The organism is Gilliamella sp. CG35 (assembly GCF_046635745.1).
Lineage (GTDB): Bacteria > Pseudomonadota > Gammaproteobacteria > Enterobacterales > Orbaceae > Gilliamella > Gilliamella apicola_I.
This window is the reverse complement of the sequence record NZ_JBIDFH010000001.1, coordinates 1-13,093: the sequence shown is the minus strand read 5'-3', so window position 1 is coordinate 13,093 and position 13,093 is coordinate 1. Positions and strand designations below refer to the sequence as shown.

Here is a 13,093-nt window from a genome sequence, read left to right as displayed (position 1 = left end):
TTACTGATAAATCACCCCTAAAGATACAGCTTGGTTTGCACCAGTCACTTCTGGAATATTCGACGGAATATTATTAAGTCGACAATAGGCAAGCCAAGCGAATGCTATTGCTTCCATATCATCACTGTTTATTCCTTTTTCACTAGTAGTTAACACGTTCCAATTAGGCAATAACGCAGATAGTCTTTGCATGATAAGTGGATTTTTTGCGCCTCCACCACAGACTAAAAGTTCACATGGCAATTCTGTATTAATGGATAATTTTATTATTTCTTGCACGATAGATAATGCAGTCAATTCAACCAGTGTTGCTTGAATATCTTCAGATTTTAATGTGATACCTGTCAATTTTTGACGTAACCAAGATAGGTTAAACAGTTCTCGTCCTGTGCTTTTAGGGGCGGGTAATTGAAAATAATCTTCATTTAATAATTTAGTGAGAAGTTTGGTATCCATTTTTCCTGTTTTTGCCCATTTAGCATCGTTATCATAATTTTTACCAAGACAAGCCTTTATCCAACCGTCAAGCAATACATTACCCGGTCCGGTATCGTAACCGATGACGGGCTGATGTGGAATAAGTACCGTGATATTGCTTATTCCACCAATATTTAATATCACACGATTAATTGATGGATTTTCAAGTTGTGATTTATGAAAAGCAGGCACTAAAGGTGCGCCTTGTCCACCATAAGCAATATCTTTTCGTCTAAAGTCAGCGACGGTAGTAATGCCTGTTAGGGCGGCAATGATATTGGCATCGCCAATTTGCATCGTAAAAGGGTTTGCTCCAAATGGTGCATGATAAATAGTTTGTCCATGACATCCAATAGCTTTAATTTTATTACGTTCTATTTTATGGTGTGTTAAAAATTGATTCACATGATGGGCATAAACTAAGCCTAACTGATGATCCAGTTCACCTAAATCTTGTAATGAAGTCTGTTTGGTTTCACAAAGGGTCAGTAATTGTTGTTTAATATCATCTGGCAGCGAATAACATTTGCTGGCTATTGATTTAACTTTTCCTGCGGTAATATCAACTAACGCAATATCTACCCCATCCATGCTGGTACCTGACATAATACCAATATATAAATTGTGCATAATACTAACCTTGTCGTATGATTTGGCCGGTTTTTATATCCCTAATTTCAGAAGGTGAAGCCCTGTATCCGGTTTCACCTTGTAAAATAGGAAACTGTTCACCAAATTGTAATGCAACTTCGTTTGAGGTAAAACAAGGCGGATAATTTGAAAGATTCGCACTTGTTGAAACTAAAGGTTTACCAAATAGGTTGCATAATGTACATACCAATGGATGATCAGTAACACGTACTGCAATCGAATCAAATTGTCCGGTTAAAAATTGTGGGGTATTTTTATTCTTAGGAAAAATCCAAGTAACCGCACCTGGCCAACTGGTAAGAGCTAACTGTTTTTGTTGATAGGTCAAGGCTGACTCATCGATGTAAGGAATAAGTTGATCATAATGGCTGGCAATGAGAATTAAACCTTTTTCAATGGGACGGCGTTTTAAATCAAGCAGTTTCATTACTGCGGTTTGACAATCAGGATCGCATCCTAATCCAAAAACGGATTCGGTTGGATAAGCAACAACTTCGCCTTTTTTTAGCAAGTCATTAATTTCTTTTATTGATAATAAATTTACCATTTACAGTTGGATATAGAATTATAGGATATGAAAATCATATTAAACCGAGGTGTATTGAATTGCAAATTGGCTCTGTCTATTGTGAAATATTGTTGATACAGGAAGTAAAAATCAAAGTTAACAAGGTTACTTGATTATTGCCAATTCATTTGAGGAAAATATTGAACGGTTAATTCAACCACCTGTTGCATATTAATGATATGCAATCTTTTATCAATAAACGGATCAAGTCCACGCGCTGTTATATCATTATCTAAAATATAACAATGTTGAGTTTTTTCTAAAATAGCATTAAGAACAGGAGTATTTTGTAACGCAACAAATACGCCATTTTGCCAAAATAAGACCGCATCTTGGGCACAGATAAGTTGTGGATCGATTATTGATTGGTTATCCGTTGAAATAGTATGTAGCATGTTTTTTCACTTATTATGTCAAGACATGATATTAAAGTTAAAATTTACTCAAAAATTGAGTTAATTTTGGTTAGTACATCTTTAAAGGTTATTAGTATATAATAACAACTATTTATTAAGCAAAATATCCGTTATGAAACCTATTATTTTAGCCGACGAACAACAAACCATCTTCTTTGGAAAGCAGTTAGCAAAGCATTGTTTAAGTTATTTATTGAATAATAATAGTACAATAGTCATTTATTTAATTGGTGAGCTTGGTGCTGGAAAAACAACATTTAGTCGTGGTTTTTTACAACAATTAGGGCATGTTGGTAATGTAAAAAGTCCAACTTATACCTTAGTAGAATCATATCAATTTGATGAATTTTCGGTTTATCATTTCGACTTATATAGGCTTTATGATCCAGAAGAACTTGAGTTTATGGGGATTCGTGAATATTTTGCTTCGCGATCTATTTCTTTAATAGAGTGGCCACAGCAAGCACAAGGTATTTTGCCAATTGCAGATATCGAAGTTCATTTAAACTATTTAAAACTTGAACGCACAGCGACTTTATTGGCAAAAACGGAAAAAGGTCAAGCTATTATTAATCAACTACACTTAGCGAATACATGATGAAAAAATTATTTACTTTTGTGATGTTATTGTTGCTTTGCAGTTCTGCTTATGCTGCTAAAGTGGTGATTGCTGTTGATGCAGGACATGGTGGCAAAGATTCAGGTGCGATAGGTAAAAATAAATTATATGAAAAGACCGTAACCCTTTCTATTGCTAAAAAACTGACAACTTTACTCAATAACGATCCAAAATTTAAAGGTGTATTAACTCGAACCAGTGATAATTTTATTTCGGTATCCAAACGTTCAGAGATTGCGCGTAATAGTAAAGCTAATTTGCTTATATCAATCCATGCTGATGCAGCGCCGAATCGTAGTGCTACTGGTGCTTCAGTGTGGGTATTATCAACTAAGCGAGCTGATACTGAACTTGGGCGTTGGATTGAGCAAGAGGAAAAACAGTCACAATTATTAGGTGGCGCAGGCGATGCACTGAGCGATGGTCATGATGCTCATTTAAGTCAAGCGGTACTCGATTTGCAATTTTCTTATTCACAACGTGTAGGCTATGAGTTAGCGACCCAAGTGTTAAAAGCGATGAACAATACAATCAAATTGCATAAAAATAAACCTGAGCATGCAAGTTTAGGTGTATTGCGATCCCCAGATATTCCATCAATTTTAATTGAAGTTGGTTTTATATCAAATGTGGGGGAAGAAAAATTAATTGGTAGTAGTGCGCATCAAGATAAAATTGCCAAAGCAATTTATCTAGGTATAAAAAATTATGTAAAGCAAAATCCTAAGTTTGGAGAAAGACATTAATGGCTATTCATATTCTATCACCTCAGTTAGCAAATCAAATTGCAGCTGGCGAAGTGGTAGAGCGTCCGGCATCGGTTATTAAAGAATTAATTGAAAATAGTTTAGATGCTGGTAGTACGCAAATTGATATTGATTTGGAACAGGGTGGATGTAAATTAATCCGCGTTCGAGATAATGGTTGTGGAATTAATAAGAGTGAATTAGCCTTAGCGTTAGCTCGTCATGCAACAAGTAAAATTAATACTTTAGACGATTTGGAGGCGATTGTAAGTCTGGGATTTAGAGGAGAAGCGCTTGCTAGTATCAGTTCAGTTTCTCGATTAACGTTAACTTCTCGTACTGCGGAACAATCTGAAGCCTGGCAAGTTTATGCTGAAGGTCGTGATATGTCCCCCACCATTAAACCTGCAGCACATCCAGTGGGTTCAACAGTTGAAGTGTTGGATCTATTTTATAATACACCTGCTAGACGTCGCTTTTTGAAAACCGAAAAAACGGAATTTATGCATATTGAAGAGTTTATCAGACGTATTGCGTTGGCGCGTCCTGATGTGACATTTAACTTGCAACATAATGGTAAATTAGTTAAACAATATCGTGCATCTGAGTTAGATAAGCGCGTTGAATCAGTGTGTGGTCGTGCTTTCATTCAAAAAGCAGTAAAGTTAGATTGGCAACATGATGATTTGTTGATTCAAGGATGGGTTGCTAGTAATGAAGTTAGCGATCTACAATATTTTTATGTTAATGGGCGCGTAATTAAAGATAAATTACTCAATCATGCTTTACGACAAGCTTATGTAAACCGAACGAACGAACAACAAAGTTATGTTGTTTTTTTACAGCTTGATCCAAAGCAAGTTGATGTCAATGTTCATCCAGCTAAACATGAAGTTCGTTTTCATGAGGCTAGACTTGTTCATGATTTTGTTTATCAAGCTATTGTTATGGCACTGGAGTCGTCAGTTGAATCCACATTACCTTTAGAAGATAACCAAACTAAAATCGCTTTTACACCGAATAGACAAGCGGCGGGTGATAATATTTTCAATCGACAAACCAACCCGTTACCTTATTCTACGAATAAGCCATTTCCTCAAAAGATAACCAATAATGTAAAAGAAAATAATGCGCTGTACGGACAACTTGTTAATGTTGATGCTCAGCAAAACCGTCAGAATCAAGAGCAAAAACAACAGATTGATTTACCACCGGATCATCACATTACTGAACCACAAAAAGCGGTGATTGAAACTTTATTCCCGAAACGAACAACTCCTTTACAGTCATCATTACAACACCAATTTGATAGTTCATCATTAGTCCAATTTGGTCGAGTTTTAACTGTTATTCAACCTGATATTGCATTACTGGAAAAATATGAAGACAGTGAGCAAAAACTAATGTTAATGAAGCTACCTGTTGCAAAGCAAAAAGTGAATGCGATTAAATTATTATCGCAAGAATCTGAAAAATTACTGATTCCATTAACAATTTTAATTAATCGCAAAGAAGAGCAAGTTCTTACGCACTATAAAGCACAATTAACCTTTTTAGGCTTTGATTTTTATTTTGAAAAAGCAAAATTACATTTGCAAAACGTTCCTAAAATGTTACGTACGACAAATTGGCAACAGTTATTACCTGCTTTAATTTCTTTTTTATCTGCTGAAAATACAACTATCGATCCTACTCAAATTGCCAGTTGGTTAGCTATTGAATGCGAAGATAACAGCATGGTCAGTTGGAGTGTCGCTAACGTAATTCAATTGCTTGCTCAATTAGAACAGATAGATATTAAACTATTAAATCAAGAAACGTTTTTATACCCTATTGATATTCAAACTATTACGCAATCAATTTTATTATGAGTAAACCAAAAATTATTTCGTTAATGGGGCCAACTGCATCAGGTAAAACTGCCTTTGCTATGGCACTTTATGATCGTTATCCTATTGATATAATTAGTGTGGATTCTGCGCTTATTTATCGTGGGATGAATATTGGCACAGCAAAACCAACACAATCGGAATTACAAATATACCCTCATAAATTAATTGATATCTGTGATCCGTCTGAAAGTTATTCTGCTGCAAATTTTCGGTCTGATGCGATTTCAGCAATTGAAAACACCTTGAATAATGGTCGAATTCCACTATTAGTGGGGGGAACAATGCTCTATTTCAAAGCTTTAATTGAGGGACTTTCACCTCTGCCAGCAGCGAATAGTGAAATACGTCAGCAAATTGAAGAAAAAGCCAATAAATACGGTTGGCAGTCAATTCACGAAGAGTTAAAAAAAGTCGATCCTGTTTCGGCAAGTAGAATTCATCCTAATGATCCACAGCGTCTTAATCGTGCTTTGGAAGTTTATTTAATTTCAGGAAAAAGTTTAACTGAATTGACACAACATAGTGGAGAACTATTACCTTACGATATTATGCAATTTGCCATTATGCCACCAGATAGAGCGGAGTTGCATCAACGTATTGAACAACGTTTTTTACAAATGTTAGAACTTGGCTTTGAGGATGAAGTTAAACGATTAATGGAACGTGGAGATTTACATCCAAATTTACCTTCTATACGTTGTGTCGGTTATCGTCAAATGTGGGAATATTTAAGTGGTGAAATAAGTTATGATGAAATGGTCTTTAAAGGGATTTGCGCCACACGGCAATTAGCGAAAAGACAGATTACCTGGCTAAGGGGCTGGAAGCAACCAATCACATGGTTAAATGGGGATAATATGGATTCTGTTTTCCAAAATATATAATGATGTCAATTGTTTTAATTTTCTTTTTTAACCTTTTAAGTTAAAATAGAAAATTGCATTTTCTTAAAATTTTTTGGATAATTGTCAAGATTCGGTATAATTTTTGTATTTTTTAGTTTAAATACATTAAAATTTTAGTTATTTGTGCATTAATCGCTTTTCGTTAGTTTTATAGCGATGCTTTTTATGTTATTTTGATAATACAGAAGTATCTTATGTCGCATTAAATATTATTTTTTGCGTTTACAATTATTTTATCTTCATTATTATTTCATCTATAAAGGATAAACTCATGTCAAAAGGGCAGTCATTACAAGATCCTTATTTAAATTTGCTTCGTCGCGAGCATATTCCTGTCTCAATTTATTTAGTCAATGGGATCAAATTACAAGGTCAAATTGAATCATTCGATCAATTTGTTATTTTATTAAAGAATACGGTAAGCCAAATGGTTTACAAACATGCTATTTCAACAGTCGTACCATCAAGACCTATTTCAGGATTGGTATCTCAGCCTGAAGAGGAAACTGAAAGCTGATAATTTCAGTGGAGAGTTCGATTGTTTGAACGATATAAAGGTGGTGAATCCGCCTTATTAGTGCATGTGTTCTTTCCCCAAGAAAGCGATATTGAGGATCTTAAAGAGTTTGAAATACTAGTTTCTTCAGCTCAGATAGATATTCTCGATATCGTGACAACTTCAAGAAAGGCGCCTCAAGCCAAATATTTTATTGGCGAAGGTAAAGCTATTGAAATCGCTGAAAAAGTGAAAGAAATAGATGCCTCTGTTATTTTAGTCAATCATACCCTAACGCCTACCCAAGAACGAAACCTCGAAAAATTGTGTGAATGTCGTGTTATCGATAGAACTGGATTGATTCTTGATATTTTTGCACAACGTGCAAGAACCCATGAAGGAAAATTACAAGTTGAATTAGCTCAATTACAGTATTTATCAACACGTTTAGTTCGTGGTTGGACTCATCTTGAGCGACAAAAAGGGGGAATTGGGTTAAGAGGCCCAGGCGAAACTCAATTAGAAACCGATAGGCGATTAATTCGTCATCGTATTCAATTAATCTTATCTAAACTTGCCAAAGTTGAAAAACAGCGCAATCAAAACAGACAATCTCGAAATAAAGCAGATATTCCGACTATATCTTTAGTGGGTTATACTAATGCCGGTAAATCAACACTGTTTAACGCATTAACACAAGCGAATGTCTATGCCGCAGATCAGTTATTTGCAACACTTGATCCAACTTTACGCCGAATAGTTGTTGATGATGTAGGCGAAGTCGTGCTGGCTGACACGGTTGGTTTTATACGCCATTTACCGCATGATCTTATTGCTGCATTTAAAGCAACCTTGCTTGAAACTCAAGAAGCAGCCTTATTATTACACATTGTTGATGCCGCTGATCCCAACTTTTTAGATAACATGCAAGCGGTTGAAGAGGTTTTGTTGGAAATAGACGCTGATGAAATTCCAACACTATTAGTCATGAATAAAATTGATTTAATCGAAGATAAACAGCCAAGTATTGATCGTGATTCAAATGGTGTACCAATTCGTGTTTGGATTTCTGCTGAAAATGGTTTAGGATTAGATCTCTTATTTACGGCATTAACAGAAAGACTTGCTAGGCAAATTCAAGTTTGCCAATTAAACTTACCAATTCATTTAGCAAAACTAAGAAGCCGTTTATATCAGCTAAATGCAGTTGAACACGAAGTAATTAATAGCGATGGTAGCTTCCATTTAGATGTAAGAATGCCTGCAATTGAATGGAACCGTTTGTGTAAACAAGAGCCAGATCTGTTATACTTTATCAATACGCAAAATAACAACTAATTGTTTAATGGAGCAAATAAAATATGGCGTGGAATCAGCCCGGCAATAACGGACAAGATAACGATCCATGGGGTAATAATAACAAAAAACCATCTAACTTATCTGGCGGTTTTTTTGATAAAATTAATGACCTCTTAAAAAAAGGTAATTCAGGCAACAATGGCGGATCTTCGGCTAATAAATTCCCGCTAAGTGTCATTATTGTTGTCATACTTATCATTTTACTCCTTATCTGGGGAGCAAGTGGTTTTTACACCATAAATCAAAGCCAACGTGGTGTAATTACTCGTTTTGGTCAAGTACAACCTGAAATTATTCAACCCGGATTAAATTGGAGAATACCATTAGTAGACAAAGTTTATCCTGTTGATACTCAAGGTACTAAAAATTTCAATGTAAAAGGATTTATCGTCACGACAGGTGAAAACCTAGTGTTTGTTGAGATGAACGTACAATATCGTATTAATAATCCTTTAAAATATTTATTTAATGTCACAAATGTAGAAGATAGTCTGCGACAAGCGGCTGATAGTGCACTTAGAACCGCTGTCGGTAGTTCAAATATTGACGCAATTATTTCTGATGGACGCTCTGTGCTTGAAAGTAGTACTAAAGATGAATTGGTCAATGTGATTACGCATTATGATATGGGTATAAATATTGTTGATTTGAACTTTCAGGTAGCGCGTCCACCAGATGAAGTTCAAGATGCTTATGATGATGCTATCCGTGCTCAAGGTGATAGTGAGCGTGAAATTAAAAAGGCTGAAGCAGATAAAGTCCAAATCGTACAACAAGCAGAAGGTCGCTCAGCGAGAATTTTGGCCGATGCTAATGCTTATAAAGTACGTGTTGAACTTGAAGCTGCGGGTGATGTTGCACGCTTTGAAAAAATCCTACCTCAATATAAAGCAGCACCTGAAATCACTAAAGAACGTTTGTATATTGAAACCATGGAAAGAGTATTAACCAAAACCAATAAAGTTATTGTTAATGATAAAAGTGGTAACATTATGGTATTACCATTAGAAAAGTTATTTCAAAATAAAGAAATGACAAATTCTAATTCACCAACATCATCAAGTATCACGAGTGATTATAATTTTAATGTGTCTTCTTCTGAAGCTGTAAAAAATCAGTCTCAAACGGCATCTGAATCACCAAAAACAAATAGCAGTAGTAATAACTCAAACAGCGTAAGAAATACTACGCGGACTATGGGACGTTAAGGAGAAAAATATGAGAAAATTATTAATTCCTATAGTTTTAATATTAATTGGTGTATATATTTCAAGCGTTTATGTTATTGAAGAAGGTACACGTGGTGTTGTTTTAAGATTCAATAAAATCATTGGATTATCTGAACCTGGTTTACATTTTAAAATCCCGGGCATGGATACAGTTAAAGTAATTGATGCTAAAATTCAAACGACTAATAGCTCTAATAACAATAAAGAACAACGATTTTTTAATGTGCAAAAGAAAGAATTAATCGTCGACTATTTTGTGCAATGGAAAATTATTGATTTCAATCGTTATTATGAAACAGTCGCTGGTGGTAATAATGTCGAAGACTTATTATTAGCAAGACTAAACGGTCGTTTACGTGCTGAGATTGGTAAATTAAGTAATAAAGATATTATCAATGATTCTAATGCGGATACACAATCTCGTAATTCTTTGATGAATCGCGTTAAAGATGCGCTAAATGGCGGTGTTCAAGAAGTAACTGAAAATGTATCATCGGATGAACATAAAGAAATAGAAAGTAATAAAACAAGCTTACGTGCATTTGGTGTTGAAGTTATCGATGTGCGAATTAAGCAAATTAACTTTCCTGCTGAAGTTTCAGGCTCTATCTATGCCAGAATGCGAGCTGAACGTGAAGTTATTGCACGAGATAAACGTTTTGAAGGTGTAAGAAAAGCCGAAGAGACTCGAGCAGAAGCGACATTACAAGAAACAAAAATACTTTCGGAAGCTGAACGTCAATCACGTGCGATTCGTGGTGAAGGTGATGCCATTGCAGCTAAGCTTTATGCGGATGCTTTTGGTAAAGACAGAGAATTTTTTAGTTTTATTCGAAGTTTAAAAGCTTATGAACAAAGTTTTTCTGGTAATGATGTAATGGTCATTAGTCCAGATAGTGAATTTTTTCAATACATGAAATTAAAATCTAATAACTAACAGAATGAGTAAAAGTCTATGAGTAATAATGTTGTTGTGTTAGGAACACAATGGGGTGATGAAGGCAAAGGTAAAGTTGTTGATTTACTCACAGAAAAAGCAAAATATGTTGTCCGTTATCAAGGTGGACATAATGCAGGACATACATTAGTCATTAATGGTGAGAAAACAGTATTACATCTTATTCCTTCAGGAATATTACGTAATGATGTTATTAGTATCATTGCCAATGGAGTTGTACTTTGTCCTGATGCTTTAATGAAAGAGATGAAAGAGTTAGAAAATAAAGGTATTCCGGTCAAAGAAAGATTACTCATTTCAGAATCATGTCCTTTGATTTTGCCTTATCATATTGCACTGGATCAAGCTCGTGAAAAAGCCCGTGGTAGTAAAGCGATTGGGACAACAGGTCGTGGGATTGGTCCGGCATATGAAGATAAAGTAGCTCGTCGTGGTCTCCGTGTAGGTGATTTACGTGATCGCCAAGCATTTGCAGAAAAATTGAAAGAAGTGATGGAATATCACAACTTCCAATTAGTCAACTATTACAAAGCAGAAGCGGTTGACTACCAAAAAGTGCTAAATGATACATTAGCGATTGCTGATATTTTAATTGCCATGATAGCTGATATTCCAGCACTATTAGAAGAAGCTCGCAAAAAAGGCGAAAGAATTATGTTTGAAGGCGCACAAGGTACATTACTTGATATTGATCATGGTACTTACCCTTTTGTAACTTCATCTAATACTACAGCTGGTGGAGTAGCAACGGGTTCTGGTTTCGGACCTCGTTATGTCGGTTATGTTCTGGGAATTGTAAAAGCTTATTCTACTCGTGTTGGCGCGGGCCCTTTTCCAACAGAACTTTTCGATGAGGTTGGCGAATATCTTTGTAAACAAGGGAATGAATTTGGTGCTACAACAGGACGCCGTCGCCGTACAGGATGGCTTGATGCGGTCGCTGTTAGAAAAGCAGTGCAACTTAATTCAGTTTCAGGTTTCTGTTTAACTAAACTTGATGTATTAGACGGATTAAAAGAAGTTAAAATCTGTGTGGGTTATCAATTACCTAATGGCGATGTGATTAAAAACGCCCCAGCTTCGGCTGAAGAGTGGAGCTTAGTTAAACCTGTTTATGAGTCCATGTCTGGTTGGAACGAGTCAACTTTTGGTATTAAAAGCTATGATGCTTTGCCACAAGCAGCAAAAGCTTATATTAAAAGGATTGAAGAATTAACCGAGACGCCAATTGATATTATTTCAACTGGTCCTGATCGAAGTGAAACGATGATTCTACGTGATCCATACCAAGCCTAATAATAAATTAATCAAAATCGGGAAATTATCCCGATTTTTTGTTTCTGCAAATAAATAATTGTGGTTGAGGAAAGTATGTCTAAAATAGGAACGCCATTATCGGTAACGGCGACAAAAGTCTTAATTTGTGGTGCAGGCGAACTGGCTAAAGAGCTTGTTATTGAATTACAGCGGTTTGGTTGTGAGGTGATTTCCGTTGATCGTTATGCTAACGCACCTGCAATGCAAGTTGCGCATCGTTACTATATTATCGACATGTTAAATGGTCATGAGCTAAAAAGCGTAATTAAAAAAGAAAAACCAGATTATATCGTGCCAGAAATTGAAGCCATTGCAACAGATACATTAGTAGAATTAGAACAACAAGGTTTTAATGTTATCCCTACCGCAAAAGCAACGCAATTAACAATGGATCGAGAAGGGATTCGTCGTTTAGCCGCTGAAAAATTAAAATTACCGACTTCTCCTTATCGATTTGCGACAAATTTTATAGAGTTTGAAAAAGCTGTTAATGAAATTGGTTTTCCTTGTTTGGTTAAACCTGTGATGAGTTCATCTGGTAAAGGACAATCTTTATTACAAAATAATAGTGACCTAGAATCTGCATGGCGATATGCTCAAGAAGGTGGGCGAGCAGGCAGTGGTAAAGTCATTATTGAGGGTTTTATCGATTTTGATTATGAAATTACCTTATTAACAGTAAGACATATTGATGGCGTATCTTATTGTGAACCGATTGGACATCGACAAGAAAATGGTGATTATCGTGAATCTTGGCAACCACAACACATGTCTGACCAAGCGCTAAATTTGTCAAAAGAGATTGCATCAAAAATAACGGAAGCGCTAGGAGGTAGAGGGTTATTTGGGGTTGAGTTATTTGTAAAAGGTGATCAAGTATGGTTTAGTGAAGTTTCACCTCGTCCTCATGATACCGGAATGGTGACTTTAATATCACAAAATCTTTCCGAATTTTCGTTACATGCAAGAGCTATCTTAGGGTTGCCTATTCCAACGATTGAACAATATGGGGCGAGTGCGTCCGCTGTAATAATGGTAGAAGGTGACTCAAATCAAGTTTCTTTTATTCATTTAGCCCAAGCACTACGCGTTGAACAGACCGATTTACGTCTGTTTGGTAAACCTGAGGTTAAAGGGGTAAGAAGAATGGGGGTTGCATTAGCAAGAGCAAATAATATAAACGATGCGATAGATAAAGCTAAACAGGTTACAAATCAGATAAAATTTATACTATAACGCCTTGTTTTGAATAAAAAGCAATCACTCAACCCAAAAATAATAAAAAAACCAAAATAAGGGTTGACGACATCAAGTGAAGTGAGTAACATACGCAACCCTTGAGACAGCAAACTAAATCAACAAAACTTGATAAGGTAAAAAAACACTGTCAGCTCTTTAAAAAGAAGAAACAGACAATCTGTGTGGGCACTTGCGAGACGAAAGAATAAAGTCTACGGACT

The 13,093-nt window shown here is 35.6% G+C and carries 12 protein-coding genes and 1 pseudogene; 10 read left to right on the top strand and 3 right to left on the bottom strand.

Translation table 11 applies throughout. The features are described from left to right. The 3 genes from ACGH4F_RS00065 to tusB form a co-directional block, all read right to left on the bottom strand. Window positions 1–1,107 carry an anhydro-N-acetylmuramic acid kinase gene (locus ACGH4F_RS00065; protein ID WP_411589506.1) on the bottom strand — a complete coding sequence of 369 codons (1,107 nt, stop codon included), beginning with the start codon at window positions 1,105–1,107 and terminating at the stop codon, window positions 1–3. A 4-nt stretch (window positions 1,108–1,111) separates the two neighbouring features. Continuing rightward, entirely contained in the window at window positions 1,112–1,675 is a 564-nt protein-coding gene (locus ACGH4F_RS00060) for a Sua5/YciO/YrdC/YwlC family protein (protein WP_411589505.1), read from the bottom strand. A gap of 134 nt (window positions 1,676–1,809) precedes the next feature. Next, window positions 1,810–2,091 carry a sulfurtransferase complex subunit TusB gene (gene tusB / locus ACGH4F_RS00055; RefSeq protein ID WP_411589504.1) on the bottom strand — a complete coding sequence of 94 codons (282 nt, stop codon included), beginning with the start codon at window positions 2,089–2,091 and terminating at the stop codon, window positions 1,810–1,812. Window positions 2,092–2,224: 133 nt separating this feature from the next. Between tusB and tsaE the strand changes: the two genes are divergently transcribed. The 10 genes and pseudogenes from tsaE (at window position 2,225) to purT (ending at window position 12,869) form a co-directional block, all read left to right on the top strand. Continuing rightward, window positions 2,225–2,710 carry a tRNA (adenosine(37)-N6)-threonylcarbamoyltransferase complex ATPase subunit type 1 TsaE gene (gene tsaE / locus ACGH4F_RS00050; RefSeq protein WP_411589503.1) on the top strand — a complete coding sequence of 162 codons (486 nt, stop codon included), beginning with the start codon at window positions 2,225–2,227 and terminating at the stop codon, window positions 2,708–2,710. Between the two features lie 41 nt (window positions 2,711–2,751). After that, window positions 2,752–3,456, top strand: a pseudogene (locus ACGH4F_RS00045) (N-acetylmuramoyl-L-alanine amidase); the annotation flags it as partial. A 20-nt stretch (window positions 3,457–3,476) separates the two neighbouring features. Continuing rightward, complete coding sequence (gene mutL, locus ACGH4F_RS00040) at window positions 3,477–5,348, top strand: DNA mismatch repair endonuclease MutL (RefSeq protein WP_411589501.1); 1,872 nt, start codon at window positions 3,477–3,479, stop codon at window positions 5,346–5,348. Next, window positions 5,345–6,253 carry a tRNA (adenosine(37)-N6)-dimethylallyltransferase MiaA gene (gene miaA, locus ACGH4F_RS00035; RefSeq protein ID WP_411589500.1) on the top strand — a complete coding sequence of 303 codons (909 nt, stop codon included), beginning with the start codon at window positions 5,345–5,347 and terminating at the stop codon, window positions 6,251–6,253. The genes mutL and miaA overlap by 4 nt, the downstream gene beginning before the upstream one ends. 292 nt (window positions 6,254–6,545) lie before the next feature. Continuing rightward, window positions 6,546–6,791: an RNA chaperone Hfq gene (gene hfq, locus ACGH4F_RS00030; RefSeq protein ID WP_220216206.1), complete on the top strand. Its 246-nt coding sequence runs from the start codon at window positions 6,546–6,548 to the stop codon at window positions 6,789–6,791. Between the two features lie 21 nt (window positions 6,792–6,812). Then, window positions 6,813–8,108, top strand: coding sequence for a ribosome rescue GTPase HflX (hflX, locus tag ACGH4F_RS00025; RefSeq protein WP_411589498.1), 1,296 nt, complete (start codon window positions 6,813–6,815; stop codon window positions 8,106–8,108). Between the two features lie 23 nt (window positions 8,109–8,131). After that, window positions 8,132–9,337, top strand: a complete 1,206-nt coding sequence (hflK, locus tag ACGH4F_RS00020; protein ID WP_411589497.1) for an FtsH protease activity modulator HflK — start codon at window positions 8,132–8,134, stop codon at window positions 9,335–9,337. A 10-nt stretch (window positions 9,338–9,347) separates the two neighbouring features. Then, the gene (hflC, locus tag ACGH4F_RS00015) at window positions 9,348–10,295 is read left to right on the top strand and encodes a protease modulator HflC (RefSeq protein WP_267351185.1); all 948 of its coding nucleotides are present in this window, start codon (window positions 9,348–9,350) and stop codon (window positions 10,293–10,295) included. Window positions 10,296–10,313: 18 nt separating this feature from the next. Beyond that, window positions 10,314–11,612 carry an adenylosuccinate synthase gene (locus ACGH4F_RS00010; RefSeq protein WP_411589495.1) on the top strand — a complete coding sequence of 433 codons (1,299 nt, stop codon included), beginning with the start codon at window positions 10,314–10,316 and terminating at the stop codon, window positions 11,610–11,612. Between the two features lie 75 nt (window positions 11,613–11,687). Further along, entirely contained in the window at window positions 11,688–12,869 is a 1,182-nt protein-coding gene (gene purT, locus ACGH4F_RS00005; RefSeq protein ID WP_411589493.1) for a formate-dependent phosphoribosylglycinamide formyltransferase, read from the top strand. Window positions 12,870–13,093: the final 224 nt, after the last annotated feature.